Annotated in this window: 22 protein-coding genes and 1 pseudogene; 11 read left to right on the top strand and 12 right to left on the bottom strand. The window is 64.7% G+C overall.

Features of this window, described 5'->3' with window-relative positions; translation table 11 throughout:
* Window positions 1-526 precede the first annotated feature (526 nt).
* Both UNPF46_RS28950 and UNPF46_RS28945 read right to left on the bottom strand, forming a co-directional pair.
* Window positions 527-991, bottom strand: a complete 465-nt coding sequence (locus UNPF46_RS28950; RefSeq protein WP_142252265.1) for a hypothetical protein — start codon at window positions 989-991, stop codon at window positions 527-529.
* 250 nt (window positions 992-1,241) lie between these two features.
* Window positions 1,242-2,279, bottom strand: coding sequence for an alpha/beta fold hydrolase (locus UNPF46_RS28945; protein WP_142252264.1), 1,038 nt, complete (start codon window positions 2,277-2,279; stop codon window positions 1,242-1,244).
* A gap of 117 nt (window positions 2,280-2,396) precedes the next feature.
* Here UNPF46_RS28945 and UNPF46_RS28940 point away from each other — a divergent pair, with 117 nt between their 5' ends.
* Both UNPF46_RS28940 and UNPF46_RS37740 read left to right on the top strand, forming a co-directional pair.
* Window positions 2,397-2,756 carry a hypothetical protein gene (locus tag UNPF46_RS28940; protein ID WP_142252263.1) on the top strand — a complete coding sequence of 120 codons (360 nt, stop codon included), beginning with the start codon at window positions 2,397-2,399 and terminating at the stop codon, window positions 2,754-2,756.
* A 527-nt stretch (window positions 2,757-3,283) separates the two neighbouring features.
* The gene (locus UNPF46_RS37740; protein ID WP_181770165.1) at window positions 3,284-3,427 is read left to right on the top strand and encodes a hypothetical protein; all 144 of its coding nucleotides are present in this window, start codon (window positions 3,284-3,286) and stop codon (window positions 3,425-3,427) included.
* Window positions 3,428-3,485: 58 nt separating this feature from the next.
* Here UNPF46_RS37740 and UNPF46_RS28935 read toward each other — a convergent pair whose 3' ends face one another.
* From UNPF46_RS28935 to UNPF46_RS28915, 5 genes are all read right to left on the bottom strand, one after another.
* The gene (locus UNPF46_RS28935; protein ID WP_142252262.1) at window positions 3,486-3,698 is read right to left on the bottom strand and encodes a hypothetical protein; all 213 of its coding nucleotides are present in this window, start codon (window positions 3,696-3,698) and stop codon (window positions 3,486-3,488) included.
* A gap of 166 nt (window positions 3,699-3,864) precedes the next feature.
* Window positions 3,865-4,239, bottom strand: a complete 375-nt coding sequence (locus UNPF46_RS28930; protein ID WP_100177571.1) for a response regulator — start codon at window positions 4,237-4,239, stop codon at window positions 3,865-3,867.
* Window positions 4,240-4,533: 294 nt separating this feature from the next.
* Window positions 4,534-5,694 (bottom strand): sensor histidine kinase, encoded by a 1,161-nt coding sequence (locus tag UNPF46_RS28925; protein ID WP_245448335.1) that lies wholly within the window; start codon window positions 5,692-5,694, stop codon window positions 4,534-4,536.
* A 210-nt stretch (window positions 5,695-5,904) separates the two neighbouring features.
* Window positions 5,905-7,290, bottom strand: a complete 1,386-nt coding sequence (gene chrA, locus UNPF46_RS28920; protein ID WP_142252260.1) for a chromate efflux transporter — start codon at window positions 7,288-7,290, stop codon at window positions 5,905-5,907.
* Window positions 7,290-8,108, bottom strand: a complete 819-nt coding sequence (locus UNPF46_RS28915; RefSeq protein ID WP_142252259.1) for a chromate resistance protein ChrB domain-containing protein — start codon at window positions 8,106-8,108, stop codon at window positions 7,290-7,292. Before UNPF46_RS28915 ends, chrA begins: the two co-directional genes overlap by 1 nt.
* Before the next feature lie 196 nt (window positions 8,109-8,304).
* Between UNPF46_RS28915 and dmeF the strand changes: the two genes are divergently transcribed.
* The 3 genes and pseudogenes from dmeF (at window position 8,305) to UNPF46_RS28900 (ending at window position 11,145) form a co-directional block, all read left to right on the top strand.
* On the top strand, window positions 8,305-9,285 hold the full coding sequence (gene dmeF, locus UNPF46_RS28910; protein ID WP_100177574.1) for a CDF family Co(II)/Ni(II) efflux transporter DmeF: 981 nt from the start codon (window positions 8,305-8,307) through the stop codon (window positions 9,283-9,285).
* Window positions 9,286-9,360: 75 nt separating this feature from the next.
* Window positions 9,361-10,185 carry an N-acyl homoserine lactonase family protein gene (locus UNPF46_RS28905; RefSeq protein ID WP_142252258.1) on the top strand — a complete coding sequence of 275 codons (825 nt, stop codon included), beginning with the start codon at window positions 9,361-9,363 and terminating at the stop codon, window positions 10,183-10,185.
* An 81-nt stretch (window positions 10,186-10,266) separates the two neighbouring features.
* Window positions 10,267-11,145 (top strand): annotated as a pseudogene (locus tag UNPF46_RS28900) (DMT family transporter).
* Here the strand turns inward: UNPF46_RS28900 and UNPF46_RS28895 are convergent.
* Both UNPF46_RS28895 and UNPF46_RS28890 read right to left on the bottom strand, forming a co-directional pair.
* Window positions 11,142-11,333 (bottom strand): hypothetical protein, encoded by a 192-nt coding sequence (locus UNPF46_RS28895; RefSeq protein WP_142252257.1) that lies wholly within the window; start codon window positions 11,331-11,333, stop codon window positions 11,142-11,144. The pseudogene UNPF46_RS28900 and the gene UNPF46_RS28895 overlap by 4 nt on opposite strands.
* Before the next feature lie 31 nt (window positions 11,334-11,364).
* A complete protein-coding gene (locus UNPF46_RS28890) occupies window positions 11,365-12,522 on the bottom strand; it encodes an MFS transporter (RefSeq protein WP_142252256.1) in 1,158 nt (385 codons plus the stop codon).
* A gap of 165 nt (window positions 12,523-12,687) precedes the next feature.
* On the opposite strand from UNPF46_RS28890, the gene UNPF46_RS28885 reads away from it, so the two are divergent.
* Complete coding sequence (locus tag UNPF46_RS28885) at window positions 12,688-13,947, top strand: adenylate/guanylate cyclase domain-containing protein (protein ID WP_142252255.1); 1,260 nt, start codon at window positions 12,688-12,690, stop codon at window positions 13,945-13,947.
* A 174-nt stretch (window positions 13,948-14,121) separates the two neighbouring features.
* Here the strand turns inward: UNPF46_RS28885 and UNPF46_RS28880 are convergent, their stop codons facing one another.
* Window positions 14,122-15,366, bottom strand: a complete 1,245-nt coding sequence (locus UNPF46_RS28880) for an MFS transporter (protein ID WP_142252254.1) — start codon at window positions 15,364-15,366, stop codon at window positions 14,122-14,124.
* A 167-nt stretch (window positions 15,367-15,533) separates the two neighbouring features.
* Between UNPF46_RS28880 and UNPF46_RS28875 the strand changes: the two genes are divergently transcribed.
* From UNPF46_RS28875 to UNPF46_RS28855, 5 genes are all read left to right on the top strand, one after another.
* Window positions 15,534-16,883, top strand: a complete 1,350-nt coding sequence (locus tag UNPF46_RS28875) for an Nramp family divalent metal transporter (protein ID WP_142252253.1) — start codon at window positions 15,534-15,536, stop codon at window positions 16,881-16,883.
* A 486-nt stretch (window positions 16,884-17,369) separates the two neighbouring features.
* Window positions 17,370-20,564 carry an adenylate/guanylate cyclase domain-containing protein gene (locus tag UNPF46_RS28870; RefSeq protein ID WP_142252252.1) on the top strand — a complete coding sequence of 1,065 codons (3,195 nt, stop codon included), beginning with the start codon at window positions 17,370-17,372 and terminating at the stop codon, window positions 20,562-20,564.
* Entirely contained in the window at window positions 20,561-21,841 is a 1,281-nt protein-coding gene (locus tag UNPF46_RS28865; RefSeq protein WP_142252251.1) for a cytochrome P450, read from the top strand. The genes UNPF46_RS28870 and UNPF46_RS28865 overlap by 4 nt, the downstream gene beginning before the upstream one ends.
* Window positions 21,842-21,860: 19 nt before the next feature.
* A complete protein-coding gene (locus UNPF46_RS28860; protein ID WP_142252250.1) occupies window positions 21,861-23,672 on the top strand; it encodes a hypothetical protein in 1,812 nt (603 codons plus the stop codon).
* Entirely contained in the window at window positions 23,669-25,093 is a 1,425-nt protein-coding gene (locus UNPF46_RS28855; RefSeq protein WP_181770164.1) for a Dyp-type peroxidase, read from the top strand. The genes UNPF46_RS28860 and UNPF46_RS28855 overlap by 4 nt, the downstream gene beginning before the upstream one ends.
* A 67-nt stretch (window positions 25,094-25,160) precedes the next feature.
* Here UNPF46_RS28855 and UNPF46_RS28850 read toward each other — a convergent pair whose 3' ends face one another.
* Both UNPF46_RS28850 and UNPF46_RS28845 read right to left on the bottom strand, forming a co-directional pair.
* Window positions 25,161-25,937 (bottom strand): arginyltransferase, encoded by a 777-nt coding sequence (locus UNPF46_RS28850; RefSeq protein ID WP_100177583.1) that lies wholly within the window; start codon window positions 25,935-25,937, stop codon window positions 25,161-25,163.
* Window positions 25,938-26,067: 130 nt separating this feature from the next.
* The gene (locus UNPF46_RS28845) at window positions 26,068-26,610 is read right to left on the bottom strand and encodes an RDD family protein (protein WP_100177584.1); all 543 of its coding nucleotides are present in this window, start codon (window positions 26,608-26,610) and stop codon (window positions 26,068-26,070) included.
* Window positions 26,611-26,843: the final 233 nt, after the last annotated feature.

Genomic DNA, 26,843 nt, shown 5'->3' with positions numbered 1-26,843 from the left:
CCGGCCTTCCCTGCGCGAATGGTTTTAACGGTGTCCTTCGTGCTCTCCTCGGGGAGCGTTGCACTATTGCCCCCGTCGCCTTGCGGGAATGCTGATGCGCGTGCCGGTCGGCCGCTCCATCACCGCAAGACTTGGCGCCAGAACCCCGGGCGTCGGGACCACACGACTTCTCCGTCCACGCACGTCCTCGCTGGGAATCCGGGGGGTGGCGTGTGCTCGCCCCCGAAGCCATGCGAAGACGCTGTCGGCGCCGTGTCGTATGCGCGGAAAGCCATTGCTCACGGTTGCCCGCCCTGCAATGCCCATCGCGCCGACGCCGTCGCGTCCATCGCTGCCCAGCCCGCGGTTCGTGACGATCGCGATCCGCCCCTTGTCTCGGGCCAGGGTGTTTCGCTTGTGCGACAAATCCGAATTTCGGTAAAGTGGAATATTTTGCGAGGCGGGGCTTGACAAGCGGTCAGTGCAAATTGACGGGCTGTTCTGCCCGACGGGCAACGGTCGATGTGAGCCGCGCTCGGAAGCGTCTTCAGATCTCGCACCCGCTCATATTCAATGCCTTGAGCAAGCCACCAAACGCCTTCAGCCGGCAGGGCTCGGGATTGCCTGCGGCCTTTGAGCGTTGAGGATTGGCGGCCTGCTTGACGGGGATCGCTCTTGGCTTCGGCTTGAGCTGAGCGGTCTCGAGCTTCTTCGGATCGTGCCGATGACGGACGGTCGGCTTCGGCTCGGACGAGCCGATATGGACGTCTTGCGAGGGAGCAATACGGTCCTCAGCCGGAGGTGCCTGTGTCGGCATCTCCCTGCTCACGGCGGCAATTTCAAGCCGATCAGCCTTCGCCAGCGCGCCATGTGACGCAGAAGGGCTTGTGGTTTGTTCGGCAGGCGGCTCGGCGATCACGGTGACGCGGCGTGGCGGAGTTCTCAGCTCCATGGCCGACAGCATCCCCACACTCAGCAGGATCAGGAGGCCCAGCAACGCCATTCTCAGCATAATGCGCCTCTAACCGACGTCAGTGCTGCAGAGAATTCTCCGCGCCAATGAGGCAACTTGTCGGCGGGGCGTCGGACCAGAGAAGATCATTTGCCGACAGGGTTAATTTCGGTGATGCCCTCCACAAGCGGAGAATGCTGCTGCGCGCGAGCTTGCCCGGGGAATGGCCAGAGGCCACTCACCAGAACTTCCTGATGCAGACGTCATGGGTCGACTTCTCGGACGGCAAGCCAGCCCCTCGAGAAGTGTCCTAAGCCTTTGCGTACATATGCGGGGCATTTCCGCCCATGCCGGTCGCTGCGGCGGCTTCGTCGATGGCAGCCATCAACTGGGTCGTGGCGGATTGTTGAATCATATGACCCGCTCCAGCGATGCGATGCAATTTGCTGTTCTTGATCTCACCGTGCAGTCTGACCGACTGCTCGTTGATGTCGATCAGACGATCCTCGTCGCCTGCGATTATAATGGTCGGGATATCGATCTGATCATAGGTCTTCGATGACTCAAACGCAGCGGGTATCATCAAGGCCGCTTCCGCCGCGCTGGCACGCATCTGCGATGGTCGCATCGCCATCTCCTTGGGGAAGCCATCGAACTTATCGGGGACCGACCGAGGCCCGAACATCTTGTGCAACATGGCTGGCCACAACATGCGGCTGAGGATCGGCGAGATCGTGTGGCTGATGGCATCGCCCACCCCAGGCATTGCAGATACCGAGGAGGCCGTTACGTCGGCGCGGGCGGTTGGAAAATAGTAGCCCGATGCCAGCACCAAGGCTTCGACATGTGACGGATGTCTTATCGCCAGCGCAAGAGCGACGGAAGCACCCCATGAATGTCCAAGCACGATTGCCTGCTTAACGCCTATCCGATCAAGCGCCTTCCGGATCAGATCTGCCTGTGCTTCGGGAGTCCAGATCACGTTCCGCGGCCGCGAGCTATGACCGAATCCGGGACGATCGAATACAATCACCCTGTAGCCGTTGGCCGCCAGGTCGATCAGCCCGCTGGAGTCGAAATCCTGGATCATGCTGCCGTTGCCGTGAAGGAGCACCAGGGGACGTCCTTCGCCGCGTTCCACGTAGTGCAGCCGCGCGCCGTCGATATCCAAGAACTGCCCACGGGGCGGGTTATCGCGTTCGGCCTTCCTGGCGAGGCGCTGGTTTACGATCGCTGCCACCCCGAGAAGGGAAGCCGCCGCGGCAAAGGTCGCAAGCAGAGGATGTCGTTGCAAGGCAACGACGTAGTCGGACGACAGGGAGGGGGAGCGTGTTCGCGCGAGAGCCATTTGCAGTACCTCAGGTGGTCTGCACGATGACTCAGGCAATTGAGAAATGTTGCAGCTCACCGTCAACGGGGGCGGTTGAGCTTTCGTTCCAACACAAATTGGAGTGACCTGGCGAGCATGCAGGAGGTGCGTTGTGTTCGCACCTGTCATGGGCTGCTGTCGCGTCTCGCAGGCGGGCTTTTCGCGCGGTTGAGTGCCTTACTCGACTACGAAATCCGCTCGAACGCCAGATCAACCGACCAAACTGGAACATCGACCATTGATTTCCGTTCAAGCCCGTTACGTCCTTCAAAGGAGCAACTTCTCATGACAAGCAACAAGAAACCCGATCAGAAGCAACCCGGCGAGAATCCGGATGGCAAATACCACTACAATCCCGGAAATATGGCTGGGAAAAAGCCCGGCGATGCGAAACAGACGAAAGATAATCGCGACGCTTCGCGTGAGCACAAGGACGAGGAAAAGACCGCCGACTAACAGTCGCTGATCGAAATCGGCTGTTCTTGCGTACTAAGTCGACCATGACGGGGAGAAACTCTCGCGAGGTTTCACGGGGAATCGGCCCATCGCCAGACACGCGCCTGACGATGGGGCATCCCGGGGTGGATGGCACAAACTGAAGGTGGCTTTCGTCTCCGTACGGCGCCGACCTGTGCTGGGTCGAGTGAAAGGCGGAGACGCTCAGTGATCCCGGCATGCGCGCGCGTCCAGCCGTTTTGAAGGTTGGGTGCTCTGCTCGCGACCTCAGTTTCCTCTGCAGCAGAGAGCCCTCGCTCCCGCCGAGACGACAAGGGAACGCTTCGTTCACACTCGATTTGCTTCCAGAGGGCGGCATTTTTCAAGGCCGCCGGCTTCATCGATGGATCGTGAAGTGGAGGCAGTTAAGGCGACTATTCCGGACGCGCCCGTCATAGCAGAGGGATCACTCCTTCGTGTGACGTCGAAGCAAGCCCGATATTTGGAACGTTGGGGTGGGGCGGGGCTTGGTCTAGCAGGAGGTCACCATGACCAAGATATCAGACCACGGCATCATGCGCGTACGGGGAGAAGATCAGCCTGCAGACAAGGAACGGGCTCAACTGGCCCAAAAAATCGAGCTCGGCCACACACGGCCTGTAGTTCGGGAAGAGGCGACCGACAGGGACTGATCGGCACGTCATATGGATAGCTATCGCGGGAGCCTGCGAGCAGCATTCGTCCGCCGCCCTAGCATGGAGCTTTCTGACGCTGCTCGAAAGCGGCAATGGCTCGATTGGAAAGCATCAACGTGCGGCTCTCGCCCTTTAGAATTTGAGTTTTGATGCTGTCCAGCAAGATTTCGGCCGCCTGCTGCGGGTCGGAAATTCCACCTGAGCGGTCCAGGAAGTCCCAAGCAATCTGAAGCGAGTTTTCGATGATAGTCGGGAGCGGTTCGGCCATGCTGGAGGAACGCCTCTGATGCGGTCCCGTTCCTTGCGTCGCAGTCCGGAGATCCCGGTAAAGACAGCTATTTGCAGATTGAGCGTCTATTGATCCCCTTTCGAGGGGAGATCGGAGGCACGGATGCCCCAGGAAACGTCTGTGAGCGCGCTTGCCATCTTGCCGTTCAGGCCGCAAGTTCGCGGAGCGTTGAAAGGATTGCCGCGGACGGATAGGGCTTGCGGAAGAACTTTGCCCCGTCTGGCAGCTCTGGACCGTTGATGAGATGACCCGAGACGACCAGAAGCTTTATCGGTGGCCATCTTTCCCGAACGGCTGTCGCGAGCCGAATGCCGTCCATCGAACCAGGCATCCTGACATCTGTGAAGACCACGCAGATATCCTGTCGGGCTTCAAGTATCCTGATGGCCTCATCGGCATTGCCGGCTAGGAGCGGATGCAGTCCTGCATCCTCGACGATGTCACTCGCCATCAGGAGAAGCATCGGCTCATCCTCGACCACGAGGACGCAAGTGCCGCGAGGCGAGCTTTGCTCAAGCATATCATTCCTTTCGCACGCGGAAGACGCCACCGGCCGGGACATCCCCGCAGTCACGCTCTTAAGCCGTCACGGCAGCCGACGTTCCGAGTGGCCGGCTCTTTTCGGACAATCTTCGCGGCGTCCCCAATGCGGCTGGCGATCAGCGGGAGGTTATTGGCTAGGCGCTGCCGCGGCTTCCATCGTGGAGCTCGCCGCGCTCGCGTCTAGCCGCCTTCCTCGCTCATCGCCGCAAGGCTGGCCAGTCGAATAAGGCTGGCCAGTCGAATGCCGCAGCGCTCTTCCTGGCTTGACTGATCATTCGCGCCGCAATCGGATCGAAAAGCACGTGCCTGTGTGCTCGTCGGATGTCACAGAAATCTCGCCGCCATGAGCTTCGACGATCAATTTTGCGATGTAGAGGCCAAGACCCAGGTGAGTGCCGTGCACGGACGGGTTTTCAGCATCCTGGCCTCGCGTCCAGGATTGGAAGATCGATCTTTGAGTCTCAAGCGGGATTGAAGACCCAAGATTGTGCACGTTGATCGTCACGGCATCTGGATCGTTGCCTGCAACAGTCACCGTGATCGGGGTCGCTACGTCGCTATACTGGACGGCATTGCCCATCAGGTTGGATAGCACCTGTCCCAGGCGAGCAGGGTCGCAGGAAACCAACGGATCACCCTCATGCGTGACCTGAAAGTTCCGATCTGCGTTGACGGAGCGAAACTCATCCGCGATTTCCTGACATAAGGCCGCAACGTCGTTCTTGCTCTTTGTAACAGGGATCTGAGTGCCGAAAGATGAGCGCGTGAGATCGAGCAGATCGTTCAGAATTTGGGTCGCCCGGCCTGCCGCCAGCTTGATCTCCGAAACGACCCTGGCCTGCTTTGCGTCGGTTGTTCCAGATCGCTCGATCCACTGGGCGCCCATCGAAACGGCGCCCAGGGGATTGCGCAAATCGTGGCCAAGGACCCCCAGAAACAGATTACGCGAGTCATTTATCGTCTTTGTATAGTGCGCCACCGATTCCGTTACGGCCTGATCGATCGCCTCGTTGAACCGCGTCAAATCCTCGATATCGGTATCGGCAAGGATCCGATGGTGCGCAACCCACTGCTTGACGACGCTTGCACGAAGCGCCCTGTATTCCGAGACCATCTGATCGATGTCAAAGCCGTCGGCGAGACGTAGAGCGGCATGAAGCTCAGCGGCGCTTTGAGAAAAGGCGTTATCTTGCGCGCCGTCGCCCCGCGATTTGTCCAACCTTTCCCGCGGGGTTTGTACGGTTTCGAGGTCGTCCGCCACAAACCCGAGAAGATCGACGATATGATCCTCCAGAGCCAGCTTTGACATCTTGTCGCTGGCCGGTGACAGGGTTCGAGCGAACTCCGTCCATTCTTTCACGATAGGGGCGTGGTTGTGTCGAATGAAGTCAGCCAGGCGTTCATACTCTCTCCGCCCGGTAGAACTGCTCAAAGCGAACTCCCCCAACGAGATGAGTGCAAGCCACATCCAGCGCGCATCTGCCTGCGGTCCGCAACGCCAAACTTTGAGTATAGCTACTGGCCGTCCCCGTCACAACCACGCTGCCGCCAGAGGCGACGAGGCATTGCAAGACCTAGCTGAGGTTTGCAGGCCGGTGTGGAACCGGTGAGGTGAAAATTCGCCGGCGAGACCCTGCGCGCCTCAGATCACTCCCGCCAGCCTCAGCCCCACACCCGCCGCGCAGCTTCCCGCCAGCACCGTCAGCATCCCCAGCTTGAACCGGAAGATCGCGGTGGCCGCCGCGATGGCCAGCAGCAGCGCTGGGATATCGACGCTCCTCAGCACGGGCATATCGAAGTTCAGCGGAAAGGCGTGCACCGGCACGGTCTCGCGGAACAGCGTGTGCAGCGCGAACCATATCGAGAGGTTGAGGATGACGCCGACCACGGCTGCGGTGATTGCACTGAGCGCGCCGGCGAGGCCCGTGTTGCCGCGCAGGCGCTCGATATAGGGCGCGCCGACGAAGATCCAGAGGAAGCAGGGCGTGAAAGTCACCCAGGTCGCGAGCAGCCCGCCGAGTGTGGCCGCGAGCATCGGCGACAGCCCGCTCGGGTCGCGATAGGCGGCCATGAAGCCCACGAACTGCAGCACCATGATCAGCGGGCCCGGCGTGGTCTCGGCCATGCCGAGACCGTCGAGCATCTCGTGCGGCTTCAGCCAGTGATAATGCTCGACCGCCTGCTGGGCGACATAGGCCAGCACGGCATAGGCGCCGCCGAAGGTGACCAGCGACATCTTCGAGAAGAACAGCGCGATCTGGCTGAACACGTTGCCTTGGCCGAGCGCGAGCAACAGCACGGCGACCGGCACCAGCCAGAGCGCCAGCCACAACGCGCCGACGCGGATCGCGCGCGCGGTGTTGGGCTTGACGTGATCGGGGACGGCCTCGCCGAGCATGCTGTCGATCGCGGCGCCGCTCCCGCCATGGCCGTGACCGGCCGGCGCGAACTCCGGCCGGCCGCTGCGCGCGCCGGCATAGCCGATCAGGCCGGCGGCGATGATGATGATCGGGAAGGGCACCGCGAAGAAGAAGATCGCGACGAAGGCGATGCCTGCGAGCGCGATCATGACGCGGTTCTTCAGCGCGCGCTTGCCGACACGCACCACCGCCTCGACGACGATGGCGAGCACGGCGGCCTTCAGGCCGAAGAACAGCGCCTCGACGAAGCTGACGTTACCGAAAGCCGCGTAGACATAGCTGAGGCCCATGATGGCGATGATGCCGGGCAGGATGAACAGCCCGCCCGCCATCAGCCCGCCCTTGGTGCGATGCATCAGCCAGCCGACATAGGTCGCAAGCTGCTGCGCCTCCGGGCCCGGCAGCAGCATGCAATAGTTCAGCGCATGCAGGAAACGGCCTTCGGAGATCCACTTCTTCTCCTCGACCAGGATGCGGTGCATCACCGCGATCTGGCCCGCGGGCCCGCCGAAGCTCAGGCAGGCGACGCGAAGCCAGACGCGAAACGCTTCGTTGAAGCTGATGCCGTGACCGGCATCAGCTCCTGCTTGGACGTTACGGGTGTCCATTACGCCTTCACCTTGTTGGTCGGCCAATTGTGGGTCTCGGCCGTCGCATCGCGGCACCAGCGGTAGAAGGCATCGTACAGCGTCATGCCGGCCTCGAGCTGTTCGAGGTCGTCGTCATACATCCGTGACAGCCCGAGCGAGGCCGCGAGCAGTCCGGGTGCCTCCGGGGCAAGATCCGGCCGCGCGGTGTCGGCGCCGCGCACCAGCGTCGCGAGCCGGAGCAGGGCCGGGGTGGCGATGCCGAACTCCTCGATCATGACGTCGAAGGTGCAGAGCTCGCCGCGGTGGCTCCAGAACACGTTCTCGATGTCGAAGGGGGCAGCGTTGAAGCGCTCGCCGACCGCGACCACCTCGGAGGGCGCGACATAGAGGAAGACCGCGTTGGGGTCGACGAAGCGGCGGATCAGCCAGGGGCACGCGATGCGATCGACCTTCGGCCGCGCCCGCGTCACCCAGACGGTGCGCCCCTTGGCGTCGCGCGGCGGCAGCTTGCGGGCGTCGACCAGCGGCAGCTTGGCCGCCTTCCAGCCCTCAAAGCCGTCCTCCAGGGTTTCGGCCTCGGCGCCCAGCTGCCTCAGCCAGGCGGCCGTGCCCTGTGCGAGCTTGGCGCCGCGCAGGCAGGAGACGACGGCCGAACGGCCGGCAAATGCGCCGCCCCATTCCGCGACGGTCTCGTGGCTGAGCTTGATCGAGCCGGGAATCAGCCGCCTGTCGGCGGCGAAATCCTCCTCGGTGCGGACATCGATCAGGACAGGAGCATTGGCCGTGCCGATCAGGCGCGCCAGTTTGTCGGATGATATGGTCGTGAATGTAGACATTTTGCGTCCTCGCAAGAAACAGACGGGACGCGATACTTGGGCATGTCGCCTCGTGGGGAGATCGCTCAAATCCCCATGGCGCAGATTACACCGAAACTAAGAAGCACTGTCAATCCGGGGGGCGGCCGGACCTTAGAAAAGTGCTGCCGACCGGTCTATAATGGCCTCAACAGATCTGAATCTCCTGGAGAATTCGATGCATTCGCATTCCATCGAGCAATGGACCCATGACCACGCCTTCCTGGGCGAGAAGCACGACGAGAACGAGCGCCGCACCTGGCTCGTCGTCGTCCTGACGCTCGTCATGATGGTCGGCGAAATCGTCGCCGGCTCGCTGTTCGGCTCGATGGCGCTGCTCGCCGACGGCTGGCACATGGGCACGCATGCGGCCGCGCTCGGCATCGCCGCCTTCGCGTACCGCTTCGCGCGGCGGCATCTGGGCAATGCGCATTTCACCTTCGGTACCGGCAAGTTCGGCGACCTCGCCGCCTTCGCCAGCGCGATCATTTTGGGATTGATCGCCGTCGAGATCGCTTATGAGAGCGTGCTGCGACTGATGAATCCGGTGCCGATCGTCTATGGCGAGGCGATGGCGGTGGCCGCGCTCGGCCTTGCCGTCAACCTCGCCAGCGCCTGGCTGCTGCGCGACAGCCACGATCATCACCATCACGGCCATGACCACGGCCACGGCCATGCGCATGACGATCACGACGACCATGACCACGATCATGATCATGATGGCCGTCATCATCATCACGACAACAATCTGCGCGCGGCCTATGTGCACGTCATGACCGACGCGGCGACCTCGGTGCTGGCGATCGCCGCGCTTGCGGTCGCGATGACTTCGGGATGGGTCTGGGCCGATCCCGCGGTCGGCCTGATCGGCAGCGTGGTGATCGCAAGCTGGGCATTCGGCCTGGTCAAGTCATCGGGCGCGGTGCTGCTCGACGTGCGCGCCGACGAGAAGCTGGAGCGGGTGATCCGTGCGCGCATGGAGGCCGGTGACGATCGCGTCACCGATCTGCATCTGTGGCAGGTCGGCCCCGGCCATTGTGCCGTGCTGCTCTCGGTGGTCTCGGACAAGCCGAAGCCGCCGGCGGTCTACAAGCGGCGGCTCGCCGGGTTGAAGGGCCTCAGCCACGTCACGGTGGAGGTCGAAACCTGCCCGCATTGACGTGACCGGCGGGAATTCTGCGAACGGGCCGGGGTTGATCCTCGGTCACGGCCGTGTGGCTGAAAGGGAGGAATGATGATGCGCAGGACCAGGCTCGCTCTCGCCATGGCTGCACTGGCGCTGTCAGGCGCCCCGGCATCGGCGCAATCGACCGGCGTCGAAAAACTCTACGTGCTCAATTGCGGGGAGGGCACCGCGGGTGACATCTCGCGCTGGACGCCCGGGTTGAACGAAGGCAAGACGATGGACTTCGTCGACACGTGCTATCTGATCAAGCACGCCACGGGCTGGTTCCTGTGGGACACCGGCATCGCCGATTCCGTCGCCGCGATGCCGAGCGGTCTTGTGCCCGCCGATCCCAAGGCCGTGACCTGGCGCCGGCCGAAGACGTTGCAGGCGCAGCTCGAGCAGCTCGGCGTCAAGCCCGACGACGTCAAGGCGATGGCGGTCTCCCACACCCATCCGGACCATACCGGCAATGTCGAGCTGTTCCCGCAGTCGATGCTCTACGTGCAGAAGGCCGAATATGACTGGCCGGGCGCCAACAACGCGCCGCGCTTCAAGCCCTCGCATCCCGTGGAATTGCTCACCGGCGACAAGGATGTGTTCGGCGACGGCAGCGTGACCATCCTGTCGACGCCCGGCCACACGCCCGGGCACCAGTCGCTGCTGGTGAAACTGTCCAAGACCGGCGCGGTGGTGCTGTCGGGCGATGCCGTGCACTTCAAGGACAATTGGGATAACCGCCGCGTCCCCAGCATGAATGTCGACAAGGACCAGACCGCGGCCTCGATGCAGAAGCTCGCCGACACGCTCGCCAAGGAGAAGGCGCAGCTCTGGATCAACCACGACAAGGCCCAGCGCGACAGCCAGAAGCTGGCGCCGGAGTTTTACGACTAGCGCGTCGGCCCCTGTTGCCACACCGGTGGCAGCAGGGCTGTGTTAGCCCCTCGCGAAAAGCTCCGCGACAGGAGACGAAGCGTGGGGGAGTGGCTCGGGGTTGCGATCGCGCTGGTCTCGAGCAGTCTCGGCGGGACTGCGGCGGCGATCACCCGCTATCTCGTCGGCGGCGCCGATCCGATCCTGCTGGCGATCCTGCGCTGGGGCATCGGCTTTATCTGCCTGCTGCCATGTGCGCTGATGCTTCGCGTGCGGTGGCCGCAACGGCGTGACTGGCCGGCCGTGGCCGGGCTCGGCATCTGCTTCTTTGGCCTGTTCTTCATCCTTTACAACATCGCGGTGTCCTACACGACCGCCGCGCGTGCCAGCCTCGCACTGGCGACGTTGCCGCTCCACACCATGATGGTCGGCGCGATCCTCGGCGTCGAGCGATTGTCGGCGCGCAAGATCACCGGCGTCGGCATCGCCGTGCTCGGCGTTGCTGCGGCGCTGGCCGCCGGCCTAGCGCAAAGCCCGCCGGGCGCCTGACGCGGCGAGCTGATCATGACCGGCGCGGTGTTCTGCATGGCGTTCTACAACGTGCTGTCGCGGCCGCTGATGCAGCGCTCCAGCGCGCTCGGCTTTCTCACGGTGGGCATGGGAGTGGGGGCCGCGGCGCTGGTGCTGGCGGGGCTGGTGAGAGGCAGCTTCGCGGCGCTCGATCACTTCACGACGGCGCAGTGGATCGCCGGCATCTATCTCGGAATCGGCGGCGGCGCGCTCGCCTTCATCCTCTGGGTCACGGCCTTGGGGCGGGCGACGCCGACGCGGGTTGCCAATACGATGACGGTCAATCCGATTGCCGCGGCATTGCTGGCGGCGCTGCTGATCGGCGAGCCGATCACGCCAAATCTTCTGGTCGGGTTGGCGGCGGTGTTCGCCGGCATCTGGATCGCGACCGGCGAGGCGAAACCGGCCTAGCTTTTCGGCGCGGTCGCTGCGGCCGGGCTCGTCTCCGGCGGCTTCTTCGGCTTCAGCGTGCCGGCGTAGAACGAAACCAGCCACACCAGGATGATGGCGAGGAGATAGACGCCCCAGGCCTGAGGCGGCGTGGTCGCCCAGCGCAGGAGTCCCTTGAATGTACGGGGCGGGCTGTTGTCTTGGCTCATTGCCCGCTTGTGCGCGAAAGCCGTCGCGCGGTCAATCCGGCTGCGGTTTGGTGCGGATCAGGAACAGCGCCGCCAGCGCCGACAGGCTGAGCGCGGACGAGACGATCAGCACCTTGGCGCCCATGAGGTCGATGAGCAGGCCGAAGGCCAGCGGCGCCACCGCCTGCGCCATGCGTGCGGGGGCGCCGATGATGCCGAGACGATAGCCGAAATCCTTCGGGCCGAAGATCGACAGCGGCAGGGTGCCGCGCGCGATCGTCAGGATGCCGTTGCCCGAGCCGTGGAACAGCGCGAACGCGCTCGCCGCAGCGCCGCCGAAGACGGCCACGATCACGGCGCCGATCGGGTGGGTGAGGCAGGCAAGCCGGGTCGACCACAGCGGATGGAAGCGGCTGAGGAAGCCAGCCTCCAGCATGCGTGCACCGACCTGCGCCGGCCCGATCAATGCGCCGGCGGCGATGGCCTCGGCCGGCGTTGCGCCCGTCGTCTCCAGGATGCGCGGGAAATGCGCGGCCATGGCGCCGGTGACGGTCCACACCGCCGCGAAGATGAAGGCCAGCAGAAGCATGGTGCGATCGAGCGGCACATGCGGCTTCTCGGCCGCGGCAGCCGCTTGGCTGGCGCCCTTGATCACCGGCAGCATGAAGAAGTTGAGCGGCAGGCCGATCAGGACGTTGGCGGCCGCCCAGGCAAAGCAGGTGTCGCGCCAGCCGATATGCGACAGGCCCCAGGCCGTGAGCGGCCAGCCGACGGTGGAGGCAAAGCCCGCCATCAGCGTGATGCCGGTGATGGGCCGGCGCGCCTCGGTGCCGTAGATGCGCCCCAGCGCGGCGAAGGCGGCATCGTAGAGCCCCATCGCCATGCCGATGCCGAGCACGAGCCAGGCGAACACCATCACTGCAACGGACTGCGAGAGCCCAAGGAGCGCGAGCCCGGCGGCGATGGTCAGGTTCGAGGCCGATAGCACCTGCCGTCCGCCGACGAGGTCGATCTGCCGGCCGATGCGAGGTCCGAGCATCGCCGAGATCACCAGCGAAGCCGAGAACGCGCCAAAAATCCAGTTGGAGGAGACGCCGAGATCGTGCGCCATGGGATCGGCGAGCAGCGCCGGCAGATAGTAGCTGGAAGCCCAGGCCAGGGTCTGCGTGGTGCCGAGCGCCAGGATGATCGGAAGCTGGCGCTGGCTCATATCGCTGCATGTCGGGTCGGCGGTGTCATCGGTTCCATTTGCAGCGTGCGGCGTGAGTGCGTCAACAGCGCCTGCGGCATATTCGACCTGCTGTAGGCGGGAGCCTTTGACGCGCGGCGATGTGCATGGACTTCCGCTCGTCGCGAATGCACGCCATAATGGCGCATGCAATTGACCTCGCGCCTTGCGCTGATGAACTGGCTGACCGGCCAGGGGCTCACGGGCCTGCCCGAAAACGAACTGCTCAGAGGCTTCTGCGAGCGCTGTCGCGCCGAGGGCCTGGAACTGTCGCGCGCGCTGGTCGTCATCGACACGCTGCATCCGATCTATGAGGGCCGCGGCTTCCGCTGGAGCGATCGCGCCAGCAACGAGAGCGAAATGTTCGAATACGGCTCGACCGCCGACGGCGACGCCGCCAAGAGCTGGCGCCGCTCGGTGTTCTTCCACATGCTCGAGAATGGCCACGACGAGATGGTGATCGATCTCGCCGACGCGCCGTCGATGGACTTCTCGCAGATCGGCGAGCTCGCCGAGAAAGGCCATAAGCACTATCTGGCCTTCGTGCACCGCTTCGGCGAGAACGGCGCGCTCGGGCTGATGGACTGCCTGTATTCCTGCTGGACGACGCGGCGCGACGAAGGATTCGATGAGGCCCAGCTCGAGGCCATGCGCGATCTCGTGCCGGTGCTGGGTCTTGCGATCAAGTCGGCGCAGCAGGTCGACATCGTGCGCACGCTCGGCCGCGTCTATCTCGGCCGCGATGCCTCCGCGCAGGTGCTGGCCGGGCGCATCTCGCGCGGCGTCACCGAGCGCATCAACGCCGTGCTCTGGTACTCGGACCTGCGCGGCTCGACCGGGATCAGCGAGAGCATCGGCCCCGACGAGATCATCCCGTTCCTGAACGACTACGCCCAGGCCGTGATCGAGGCGATCCACGATGCCGGCGGCGACGTGCTCAAGCTGATCGGCGACGGCGTGCTCGCGATGTTCTGGGGCGAGGACATGGCGGACGCGCGGCGCGCCGCACTGCGCGCCGAGCATCTGTTCCGCAAGAATATCGCTGCGCTGAATGCCCGCCGGGCGGCTGAGGGCCGTCCGACGACGTCGGCCTATATCGGCCTCCATGTCGGGGAGGTCTTCTACGGCAACATCGGCAGCGAGGACCGGCTCGACTTCACGGTGGTCGGCCCCACCGTCAACGAAGTCAGCCGCATCGCCTCGATGAGCCGCTCGGTCGACCGCGAACTCTTGGCGTCATCCGAATTCTACAAGGGCCTCGATGCCGCCGGCCGGCGTTATCTCGTCTCCACCGGCCGCTACGCGCTGCGCGGCATCGGCCGCGCGCAGGATCTCTACACGCTCGATCCCGAGGTCGATGCGAGCGAGCCGGTGACGGGAAGCTACGAGCGGTATCTGGCGAATTAGCACGGATAAGCTGTGCGCAATCTCGTGCCCCGGACGCAGCGCAGCGCTCCTTCAGCGATGCGCTGCAGAGCCGGGGCCCATGTCGCAGAGGAGCTCGCGGCTTCTGGGTCCCGGCTCTGCGCAGCGTTGCTGCTTGTCCGGGACACTCCGCTGTGCTCGCAATGACGGCTGTGGCTAACACCTCACAGCCGCTTCATCCCCGACCATCGCCGGCTGCCGGTCCAGCGCCACCGCCGGCGACAGCCAGATCACCAGGGCCTGCATGCCGAACACGGCGACCGCAAGATAAAGGCACGCTTCCGCGCTCCAGAGCCCGCCGACGACCGCGCCCAGCACTGAACCGAGCGGGCGGGCACCGTAGCTCATGATGTTGATGGCGGAGACGCGCCCCAGGAGGCGCGGCGGCGTCACCGACTGGCGCAGCGTCGTGGTCGAGATCACCCACAGGATCGGGCCGACGCCGAGCAGGAAGAAGCTCAGGGCCGCAAGCCACGGCGAAGGGATCAGCACCGTCAGCGCCATCACCACCGCGGCGACGAAGCCGGTGACCGGGCCGAGACCGACCACGGTGCCGAAGGCGATGCGCTGCATCACGCGCGTGGCGAGCAGCGCGCCGATCACCATGCCGACGCCGTACATCGTCAGCACGGTGCCGACGCCCGCGGCGGTCAGGCCGAGATGGCGCACCGCGTAGGGCACGAACACGGCGATCTGCAGGAACCAGCCGGTGTTGAAGATGAACTGGGTGATGAACACCGGCCGCAGCAGCGGATGATGAAACACGAAGGCCGCACCCTCGCGGATCTCCAGCAGCGGATGACGGCGCGGCGAGGGGCTGCGTGCGGGTTCGTAGATGCCGGCGAGCAGCACCACCGCGATCGCCGAGAGCACGGCGGCGAAGCCGAAGGCCGGGCTGGCGCCCCACCAGCCCACCAGCGCGCCGCCGAGCGCAGGGCCGCTGGCAAAGGCGACGGTGCGGGCAAGCTCGATGCGGGCATTCGCAGCCGGCAACAGCTCCGCGCTGAACAGCGAGGGCACCAGCGCCGGCGCGGCCACGCTGTAGACGACGGTGCCGCACACCGCCGCGAAGCCGAGCAGCGCCAGCAGCGGCAGGTTGAGCGCGCCGAGCGCCAGCAGCAGCACGATGGAAGCGAGCGCCACCGCCCGCAGTGCCTCGGCCGCCGCCATCAGCGAGCGACGCGAGATGCGGTCGGCGAGCAGGCCGGCGGGAATGGCGAACAGCACGAAGGGCAGGGTCAGCGCGGTCTGCAAGAGGCCGGTCCGGCCTTCCGCTACCCCGAGCGTGAGCACGGCCACGATGGGGGCGGCGGCCAATGCGATCTGCTCGGCCGACTGCGCCGCGAGGTTGGACCAGGCGAGGCGGCCGAAGGTGTCGGGGAGGCGCGGCGGATTTGACATGGCTCATTTCCTGCAAAGTCGGATTGGCGCGAGTATCCGGCGTCAGGGGCCGCCAAACCCACCCGGTTTCCGACAGGGCAGCGCATAAGGGCGGGATCGGGAACCTATGCCACTAGATGCAGTTGCAAATGAGTTGCAATAAGCCCCGAGTTCGGTATTCTCGCCCCATGGATGCCCGATCGCCCGATTTGACGCCCGACGCCGGCTGGCGCGCTGATGCGCCCGCCACCAAGAGTCTCGCCGAGGTCAACGCCTCGGTCGCCATTCCGGCCGCGGGCCACTGGTCGCGCCGGCTGCTTGCCTTCGTCGGCCCGGGCTATCTCGTCTCGGTCGGCTACATGGACCCCGGCAATTGGGCGACCGATCTCGCCGGCGGATCGAAGTTCGGCTACACGCTGCTCTCCGTCATCCTGCTCTCGAACCTGATGGCGATCCTGCTGCAGTCGCTGGCGGCGCGGCTCGGCATCGTCACCGACCGCGACCTCGCGCAGGCCTGCCGCGCCACCTATTCGCCGGCGGTGAACTTCCTGCTGTGGCTGGCCTGCGAGGCGGCGATCATCGCCTGCGATCTCGCCGAGGTGATCGGCACGGCGATCGCGCTCAAACTCCTGTTCGGCATTCCCCTGATCGGCGGCGCGCTGCTCGCAGCCCTCGATGCCTTCCTGCTGCTGCTCCTGATGAACCGCGGCTTCCGCTTCCTCGAAGCCTTCGTCATCGCGCTGCTGGTGGTGATCGCGGTCTGCTTCGCGGTCCAGATCGCGGCTGCCGCGCCGCCGGTCGCGGAGGTGCTGCGCGGCTTCATGCCGAAGAGCGAGATCTTCACCAATCCCGAGATGCTCTACATCGCGATCGGCATCATCGGCGCGACCGTGATGCCGCATAATCTCTACCTGCACTCCTCGATCGTGCAGACGCGCGCCTATGAGCGCAACGACGAAGGCCGCCGCGAGGCGATCAAATGGGCGACGACGGATTCCACCATCGCCCTGATGCTGGCGCTGTTCATCAATGCCGCGATCCTCGTCGTCGCCGCCGCGACCTTCCACAAGAGCGGCCATTCGGATGTCGCCGAGATCGGGCAGGCCTTCGAGCTGCTGTCGCCGCTGCTCGGCCTCGGCATCGCCTCGACTTTGTTCGCGATAGCGCTGCTCGCCTCCGGCCTGAACTCGACGGTGACGGCGACGCTCGCCGGCCAGATCGTGATGGAAGGCTTTCTCGATCTGCGCCTGCCGAGCTGGGCGCGCCGCCTGCTCACGCGCGGCATCGCCATCATTCCGGTGATCGTGGTCACCGCGATCTATGGCGAGCGCGGCACGGCGGATCTCCTGGTGTTCAGCCAGGTCGTGCTGTCGATGCAGCTCCCCTTCGCCGTCATCCCGCTGGTCCGCTTCGTCTCCGACCGCCGCAAGATGGGCAGGTTCGCGATTCCCACCTACGTCGCGGCGATCGCATGGATCGTCGCGGGCGTGATCGTGGTGTTGAACCTGAAGCTGTTGTTCGACACGTTGTCTGGATGAGTGCAGGGACTGCCCGCACTTTCCGTGCGGAGTGCCCTGCGACGAGCTGCTCCCTCGCGCGAGCCGGCCGGACCCGTTTTGCGCGAACCCGGTCCCGCCCTTCGAAAATGCGCGCCGGCCGGCGACCGACGCTTTCGTCGCCCGCCGACGAATGACCGCTTTTCAATTGGTGCGAAGAGGGTATACTACCTCCAATTGCTGATGGGCCATATTTGCTGACAGGCCGTATTATGATGTTGCGTCTTTCAGGTTTGATTTTTCTCCCCGCGGGATAATCGGCGGTCCCGCGCCGGAGTAGGTGCGCCGATCGCATTCTCTCCGGATAATTGGAACGGGTTGCGCGCAAAGTAGGCGCGCGAAGCCAGTGGCGCCGCCATTGGCGATGGATTGATTTTTGCTGCGCGGGTTCACGTCCTGGGAGGGGACGATGATCAGGCCAGAAAGCGTTGATTGCTGCGTTGAAGTCATTGATGAGCGTGTACTGCCGTGACCAAGTGTCCCGCATGTTCAGCCCGTGTCGCTCGTGAGCATCGCTTCTGCTCTCAATGCGGCGCGCGCCTCGATCGCGCCGTGGAGCAGCCCTCTGGTCCATCGGCGGCCGGCGCGACTGACCGTGAGGAGCGGGTTGTTCCGCTGCATGATCATGCGGCGGTTCGGTCACAGATGTTGACCGAAAACAAGCAGGTCAGCGTTCTCTTCGTCGACGTCTGCGACTCGACATCGCTGCTCCAGCACTCCGACCCCGAGGAATCCCGCAACTATCTCGGCAAGGCGCTGAACCACTTGGCCGAAGCGGTCGGGACCTATGGCGGTACGGTGAGCCAGTTGCTCGGCGACGGGCTCGTCGCCCTGTTCGGCGCGCCCATGGCGCAGGAGGATCACGCCCTGCGCGCGTGCCTTGCCGCCCTCAAGATGCAGAGAGCAACCATTCCCGGCCATGAGGTTCATGGCATGGCCAGTCCGATGCTGCGCATCGGCATCAATTCGGGCGAAGTCCTGGTCGGCGTCGTCGGACAATACGGCTGGTCGCATTACGGGGCGGATGGCAAGACGATTCACCTTGCATCGCGGCTCGAAAAGATGGCCCCGCCCGGCGGCATTCTGATCAGTGCCGCGACGCAGCGGCTCGTCGCGCAGCAGATCGACACGCGGCCGGTCGGGATGCGGCCGGTGCGAGGGTTGGACGATCCGGTCGAGCTCCATGAGGTCGTGGTCGCCACCGAAAGTTCGGCGGCTGCGCCGCTGACGCGCAAGCAGCGCTGGGCGCCCCTGGTCGGCCGCGAAGAGTCCTTGCGGATCCTGGCTGCGGATCTCGACATCGTTCGTACCGGCGTGATGCGGACGATCGGGCTGTGCGGCGATGCCGGGATCGGGAAGTCCCGCTTGATAGCCGACTGGATCGCCGCGCTTGCAAGTCAAGGCACGGAGGTCTGCCTTTCGCAGGCGCGAGGTTATGCAAGCGCACGCGCCTACAGCACCGCCGCGGACCTGATCGCAAGCTTGGCTGGGTTGCCGCAAAGCGCGACGGACCCACAATCCGACAGGCAGATCCTCGACGCCGAATGGGCCAGCGAAGGTGCCGCGCATCTGGCGGCGGTGAATGACTTGCTGGGTCTGGCGGCGCCGGACCAGGCTTGGCTGGCGCTGAATCCGGTGCAGCGGCGGCGGCGAATTGGCGACGCATTGCTTTGGCTCGTGCGCAGGCGGGCGCAGACGGGCCCGTTCGTGCTCGTGCTCGAGGACGTTTTCCTGGCCGACCGCGAGAGCCGACGGTTGTTCGAGGCGCTGCTTCCAAAGCTTCAGGGTCTGCCCATCCTGGTCTGTGTCAGCTATCGACCCGATTTCGAACATCAGTGGCGCCAGGCCCCGTGGTTTGCGGAGCGCGTGATCGAGCCCCTTCGCGACGGCGAGTTGCTCAGGCTCGCGCGCGCCCTGATGGGGGACGATCTGTCCGTGCTCGGCATCATGAACGACCTGGTCGCGCGCGCCGACGGCAATCCCTTCTTCCTGGAGCAGTTGGTCATCACGCTGATCGACGACGGATCGCTGGAGGGGACGCCGGGTGCATACCGCCTGCAGCGGCCGCCCGGGGAGCTGCGCGTGCCGGGCTCCATCGCCGCGGTGATCGCCGCGCGCGTCGACAGGCTGCCCGAAGCCGCCAAGTCCGCGCTCGAGGCCGCGGCGATCCTCGGTGACCCCATCACGGGCGAACTGATCGCCGCGATGCAGGCCGTGGACTTGGGGCGTGCCGAAGAATTGCTGGGTCTTTGCGTTGCATCCGGCTTGCTGACGGGACCGGATCAGGCGCTCGGCCTGCTCGAACAGCACGCGTTCGCGTTTCGTCACGCACTGGTGCGCGATGTCGTGCTCGGCACCCTCACACGCGCGCGGCTCAAGGCGCTGCATCGTCAGGCCTTCCTGGCGCTGCATGCGCGACCAGGGGCGGCCGGAGCGGATGTCGCGCCGGCGCTGGCGCACCATGCCTTCAAGGGCGAGGAGTGGGAGCAGGCGGCGAGATTCACCGTCAAGTCGATGGCGCGTGCCATCTCGCGCTCGGCCAATCAGGAAGCCCTTCAAATGTTCGAGAAGGGTCTTCAGGCAGCCCGCCGAATCGATGACGCCTCGGTTGCGCAGACCCTGGAGCTCGCGCTCCGCCTGGAAGCCATCGGGGCGATGTTGGCTCTCGGACAGATCGACGACATCTTCAGCAATATGGAGCGCGCGGAAGCCATCGCGGTGCAACTGAACGACCAGCGGGCACGAGCGGCGGTGTCGACCGAGACGGCGGTGTTCCTGTGGATGCGCGGCCGCTTCGAGCAGGGTCTGCGCTATGCCACACGGGGACTCGAGGCGGCGCGCCTTGCGCAACGCCGCCACATGATGATGGCAGCGCACCAGACCCGCGTGATGAATCTCCACGCTCTCGGTCGATATGCAGAGGCCGCCATGGAGGGGCAGATTCTGCTCTCCGACTACGGACCAGAGCTGTCGGCGCATTGCGTCCAACCCGGATGGGCCGCCATCCCCATCATCAATCTGTATGCGTTTCATGCCAGCACGCTCTGGCGGCTCGGAGACAGCGCAAGGGCACATGCGTTCTGTGCCAAGGCCTACGAGATCCTGTCGAACATCAACCATCCCTATTCCCGTCTGCTGATCGACACCGTCCAGTCGCAGATCTGGATCGAGAGCAGGGAGCTCGATCGTGCCGAGACCTTGATGCGCACGGGCGTGCAGCAATGCATGACGCACAACGTCCCGACCATGCTTTCGGTGTGCACGGGCGTTCTCGGCAGCGCGCTCGCGCGCAACGGCAAGGCCGCCGAGGCGGCGACGATGCTGGAGAAGGGGTTCGCCGACCGCATCTACGAGGCGGCCGGGCCCTACGGCCGGACGTTCATGCGCGTGAGCCTCGGCGTCGCCTATCGCAAGCTCGATCGGCTCGACGATGCCATCGCAGTCGGCCGCAAGGCCGTCGAGGAGGCCGCCGAAGAATACGGTCACCAGACCGAAGCCCTGTACGAGCTTGCAGACACCTTGCGGCAGGCCGGCGATCTCCCGGGCGCCGAAGCGCATTTCAAGCGGGTCGCCGAGGCAGCGGAGCGGCTGGGCATGCCCCACTATCGAGGACGGGCCGCCGCGGTGCTCGCAGATTGGCGGAAGGACGGGTATGCAGCATGAAACTCTCGACCTATGAACCCGACGCGCTGGCGCCGGGAATACGCAGGCTCTCCTATGGTCTGTTCTGCTGGCTCAACCGCCACATCGTCGTCTTGCGCGCGGCCGGCGCGCTGTTGCGGCGCTGGCCCTCCATAGGGGGCCCATTCGGCATGGTGGCCCGCGCCAGCGCGGTCAAGGATGTGTTGACGCGCACGCCCAGCTTTTCCAACACGGCGCATGCCGCCAACATGGTGTCCGGCGACTACCTCATCGGCATGGATCCCGGCCCGACCTACACGGCCGACAGGGCTCTGGTCCGCGAGCGCCTCGACGCCCTGGATGTTCCGAACGCGTCCGACGAGGAGGCCAAGAGACGGATCGGGATGCTGGAATCCGGAGATCGCAGTTTCGATCTGATCGAGAACTATCTGATGTGGGTCGTCTTCCACGCCATGAAGCCGCTGTTCGGATCGGCGACCGACGCGGTGGTGGCAGGCTCGGCGGACCCGGCCGCGCAAGCCGCCGTCGATGAAGGCCTGCAACGGCAGTACATGCTGGAGATCCGGTATGTTGCAGGTCAATTGCTGGCCGGCAGCCTTGCGACGCTCGACCTTCGGCGGCGGGCGGAGACCTGTGGCGATGCGCTTCAGGCGCGCATCGATCGCGTGACGGGCCCCATCGGCACCGCGTGGGGTGTCAAAAGCGCATCCCGGGACATTGAACGAAACGCGGTGGGGCTTGCCTGGATTTCGCATCCGGTCACCGTTCAATCGGGAGCCCTTGCCGTGCAGGAGCTCCTCGGCCGCCCCAAGGTCTACGAAAAACTCTGGTCCCGGGCCCAGAGTCTCAAGGACCGCGTCTGGACCGACACGGGTTTCCGCAAGGACGTGCGCGACCATGTGCTCGAGCTGATGCGTTTCCGCCCGATCTTTCCGCTGCTGGCGCGCGACGTGCCGCGGGACACGGAACTGCAGACGGGCGCGCGACAGAACGCGAAATGTCCGGGTGGCGGGAAGGTGTCGCTGCTGGGGATCGCCGCTCTGTTCGATCCGAGCGCGGTCTCCGACAGCAGAAGCTTCTGCCCGGAGCGCGATTGGGGCAGCGAAGATCCGCTGCGCTATCTCATGTTCGGATATGGCTACCGCCAATGTCCTGCCCGGGACCACGCGGTGGACATCCTGACGAGCGCGCTGATCGGATTGCTGACGTTGCCCCGGCTGCAGCTGGCGCGCGGTGAAGGCAAGGCCATCACCTATGACGGCCCCCTGATGTTGTCGATGCGCATGCGCATCACCTGAGCGAGCGGAGACGACGGCCATGCTCGAGATCGTCCGGCAGCAGATGATCTGCATCGTTGCGCCAGGCTGGGCCGGCGGAGCGGAACTTCCAAAGCCGCTCCACGATGGGTTGAACGCCGTCCTGCGGGACGTCGCGGTGGTCCACTTCGCCTCGATCGGGCTGCTCCCGGCCTTGACCGGCGACCCCGACCCGCAGCCGTCGCTCGTGCTCGAGCTTGCGGTCGAGGAGGGGTTCCGCCCGTACGACCTGTTGTATCGGCTGGTCTACCATCCCGGTGGCGCGATGTGGGCGCTGTTCGGCTCCATGATTGCTCCCAACGTCGCAGAGCCCACGGCGCAGCATAAGCAGCAATTGCTGGATAAGCTGATCAGCTGGCACAGCATCGCTGATGGCGGCTTCGTCGGCGCCCGCGACCGATCGGTCCGGCAGATCGCGATGGAGAAGGACCTGCTCGATCAGACCCGCATCGAAGCGCGGAAGCTGAAGCCGAAATACGGCAACGATCGCACCGCCTTCGCGCTGGCGCTGGCCCGGTGGGCCTATGCCAATCCCGATTTCGGATGGGCGGCCACAGCTGCGCCGCGATCCTATTGGCGCGGGAAGGGGGCAGGCATCGGCGCGAAGCTCGCTTATCCCGTGGCCGCGATCGTGCTGTGGTTCGCGTTGCTCGGGATCGTGTGGGCATTGCCGCGCGCCTTTAACTGGTTCTTCGGCGAACCGGGGCGGGTGGGTAAGGCGATCGAACACGCCGTGACCGAGACGACCGAATGCCTGTTCACGATGAGCTGGCACGGGCTGCTGGCGTTCGCAGTGATCGCATTCCTCGTTTGGCTCTTCCTTGTGCCGCTGCCCGCGCAGTTTGTGTCGTGGAGGCGCTGGTTGAACAGCATTCAGCAGGAGCTCGATCGGCCGACCGAGACGCTCTCGTCGTTGGCGACCTATGTGGGCGGCTGGGTCATCGGCGTGCCGCTGCTGCTGGCCGTTGCCGCCTGCGCCATCGCCTACACGCTTGCTCCATTGGCCTATGCGCTGGCTCCGGTCTACATGCATGATGTCATCGAACCGAAGCTGCCGAAGCTGACCGGATTGCAGATCATGTTGATCGCCGTCGTCGCGATCGCCGCGGTGCTCGCCATCGGCGCGCTGTTCTACCGGCTCAATCGCTATTTCACGGGGCTGAGCGAAAAGTTCTTTCATCCGCTCGAAGACGACGTTCCGCGTGCCCAGCAGATTCATCCGTCGGTCGAGCGCTGCGAGGCCGAGTTGGTCGATGGGACCCAGCACATGTTCAGCCTCACGGAGCTGCGCGGTCCGCAATGGTGGAGCGCATGGTGCATTCGCGTGGCTCTGCGCATCGTGACGTTTGCCGGACGGGTGTTCTTCACGCAAGGCTGGCTCGGCAATGCGCCGGGCATCCATTTCGGCCATTGGCACATCATCGATGGCGGACGCCGCTTTCTGTTCTGCTCGAACTATGACGGCAATTTCGGCGGCTATCTCGACGATTTCATCAACGGCGCGGCCGTCGGCACCACGCTGGCCTGGCGCTGGACCGAGCTGCATCCGCGCGAGCCGGCGCTGGCGGGGCAGCCCGGCGTTGCAAAGCCGCGCAGCTTTCCGCCGACGCGCTTCGTCGTCTTCCGCGGCGTGAAGTGCGAGCTGAAATTCAAGTCCTATGCGCGCGACAGCATGCTCCCGCACCTCTACCATTTCGACGCCTGCAACCGGACCGTCGACCAGATCAACCTCGCGACGGGACTGCGCGACGCCTTGTTCGGCGAGCGCAACGGGAAGAACGACGATCTGATCATGAGGGCCATCGAGACATGAAGCACGCTCCGCGTCTCTCCGAGCAAAGCCACGACATCCAGGGCATGCTGAAGAGCGGCTTCGGCTCGCTCACCACCAGTTGTTTCAGGCTGCTGACGATCCGCGACGAGGCGCTGGCGAAGGCATGGCTGGCGGAGCTGCTCGACACCGGGCTGATCGTCAGCGCGAAGCAGGTTGGCAAGCCGAAACAAGAGAAGCAGGAAAAGAAGAAAGAGAATGAGAAAGCGACGAAGCCCCTCGATGCCGTCGTCGCGATCGGCTTCACCTATTCGGGACTGGTGAAGCTGGGTTGCCGGGAAACCAGTGACCATCCGTTTCCGACGCCGTTCCGCAGCGGCATGGGCAGCGAATTGCGTGCCAGATTGTTGCGGGACGACGACCGGCAGTGGTCTTGGACCGATCGCGAAGGTCCGGGTGGCGGCGAGGTGGTGCACATCCTGCTGGCCGAATGGAAGGCGCGCGGCGCCGTCTCGCGGTTGCCCGAGATCAAATCGAGCGCTTTCTCCGTCATCGAGGTCGGCGAGGATTCCGATTTTTTCGACGGGGATGGCAAACTGCGTGAGCCGTTCGGATTTCGCGATGGTCTTGCCCAACCGGTGATACGGGGCCTCAGGGACGAGGACGGCGAGACCTTGAGGGCGGCTCGAGACGAGGCTGGCGATCTCTATGGCGACCGCCTCGTGGAGCCGGGCGAATTCATCCTGGGCTATCGCAACGAATACGACGAGTTGACCTTCTGCCCGAACGTGGAGGGATGGACGAGTGCCAACGGGCGATTCACCCTGAACGGAAGCTATCTCGCCGTACGTCAGTTCGAGCAGGATGTGACCGCGTTCAGGGCGTTCGAGATGGCGAACGCGGACTTCTTCGCGGCGAACGGCGTCTCGGCCGGCGAGAAGCTGATGGGGCGCAGGAAGAACGGACTTCCACTGTCGTGGAAAGGCGACCCGACCGTGCCCGCGCCGGATTCGGCAGCCGATGCGTTCCGCTATCGTGTCGATGACGCCGACGGTTTCATGTGTCCCAAAGGCGCGCATGTGCGTCGTTCGAATCCCCGGGACTCACTCGGCATCGACGTGCAATCCAGCATCAGGTCATCCAAGCTGCACCGCTTGCTGCGGCGCGGCAGGCCGTACCGCGAGTCGTCGGGCCGCCAGGGCATCTTCTTCATCGCCTGCAATGCGGATCTCGAGCGGCAGTTCGAGTTCATTCACCAGCGCTGGCTGCAAAACCGGAGATTCGGAACGCTCGAAAGCCAGGATGATCCGGTCGTGGGGTCGCAGCCGTGCCCGAAGACCTTCACCATTCCGGGGCTGGCGAGCGGCCGCGAAGTTTCGCTGCAACATTTCACGCAGACGCTCGGCGGCGGCTATTTCTTCTTGCCTGGGATCGCAGCGCTGAGGTTCATCGCTCGCGCTTGATCGCCCTTATGGTCGCCGTTTGCGCTTGATCTTCCCGGAAAGCGCTCCGCACCTTCCGGATGACGCCTCAGTCCTGCGGCTCGGACGCCGCATCGCCCTGCGCGTCGATGCGCAGCCAGCCGGAGGGCGCGAGGCGCTGCTGCGGCAGGAAGCGGGCCTTGTAGTCCATCTTCTTGGAGCCCTCGATCCAGTAGCCGAGATAGACGTAAGGCAGGCCTTGCCGGCGGGCGCGGGCGATGTGGTCGAGGATCATGAAGGTGCCCATCGAGCGGCTGACCTGGCCCGGCTCGAAGAACGAATAGACCATCGACAGGCCGTCGCTGAGCACGTCGGTCAGCGCCACCGCGATCAGCTCCTCGCCGCGGCCGGTGATGCCGCTGTCGGGCCCGCGCTTGCGGTATTCGATGATGCGGGTCTCGACATGGCTGTCCTCGACCATCATGGCGTAGTCGAGCACGGTCATGTCGGCCATGCCGCCGTGGCGGTGGCGGGCGTCGAGATAGGCCCGGAACACCGAATATTGCTCGGAGGTCGGGACCGCACTGCGCTGCTCGCCGATGATGTCGGAATTGCGCGCCATCACCTTGCGGAAGTTGCGGGAGAGGCGGAACTCGTTGGCGACGACCCGGACCGAGACGCAGGCGCGGCACTGATCGCAGGCCGGCCGGTAGGCGATCGATTGGCTGCGGCGGAAACCGCCATGGGTCAGGAGGTCGTTGAGATCGCCGGCGCGCTCCCCCACCAGGTGCGTGAACACCTTGCGCTCATGCCGGCCCGGCAGATAGGGGCAGGGCGAGGGCGCCGTGAGGTAGAATTGGGGGGTATCGCGCGAGTGCTGGGTCAAGGGACGTCGTGGGCCTCCGAAACGAGTATCAGCATCGCGCTACGGAAGCCCCTGGTCAATCGGTCTGCTCGGCAGGTCAGATCAGACAGCTTAAGTGATCCTGGTTGATAGGTTCTTGATCAGCAGCTTCTCAATAGGTCCTTGCGCCCTGCGGTACGGGCGCGCGGACGGAATTGTTGATCACGACCGTTCCCAGCACGAGGTCGTGCAGCAGGCGCCGGCGGCCATTGAACAGTCCGACCAGCACCACGAAGGGCGTCAGGAACGAGACCGAGACCCAGAACAGCACGGCGTGGGTGGCGCCGAGCACGAAATAGCCGGGCGCGCCGTACCAGGTGCGCAGCTCCAGATCCATCAGGCGCATGCCGATCGTGGCGGAGGAGGGGCCGCCGATGCAGGCACCATAATAGACGATGGCCCAGACCACGGAGGCCGGCCAGGCCAGCCAGAACAGCGCCCAGCCGATGCCGAGGGTGACGACGCCGAACAAGGCGATGAAGATGTAGCCGAGGATCACCGGCACCGAGATCACGACCATGTCGATCAGGAAGGCGAAGGCCCGCCGCGTTGCAACGCCGCGAAACAGCTCCGGGTGCAGATAGGGGTCGTAGGCGTGCGGCTGCACCCCGCCGTCATTGCGCCAGGCGCCCGAATTGCCCGTCTCGTACGACATGATCCGTCCTCCCAAGGGGGAAACAGAGGGAAAAACCCTCGAGGCAGGACATGGGAGCAGGCTCATCCCCTGCCAAGGGCGCTGGGATGTCAACATGCCGAAATATTCCGGCGATTCGGGGGCGAGGGAGGGCACGATGTTGGCGCCGCAAACACCGGTGTCGTCCCGGACAAGCGAAGCGCAGATCCGGGATCCATAACCACAGGAGGAGTTTGGCGAAGACCGTTAGTTGA

The organism is Bradyrhizobium sp. UNPF46 (genome assembly GCF_006658625.1).
GTDB lineage: Bacteria > Pseudomonadota > Alphaproteobacteria > Rhizobiales > Xanthobacteraceae > Bradyrhizobium > Bradyrhizobium nitroreducens.
The sequence above is the reverse complement of the archived record's forward strand: the minus strand, read 5'-3'. Positions and strand labels throughout refer to the sequence as shown.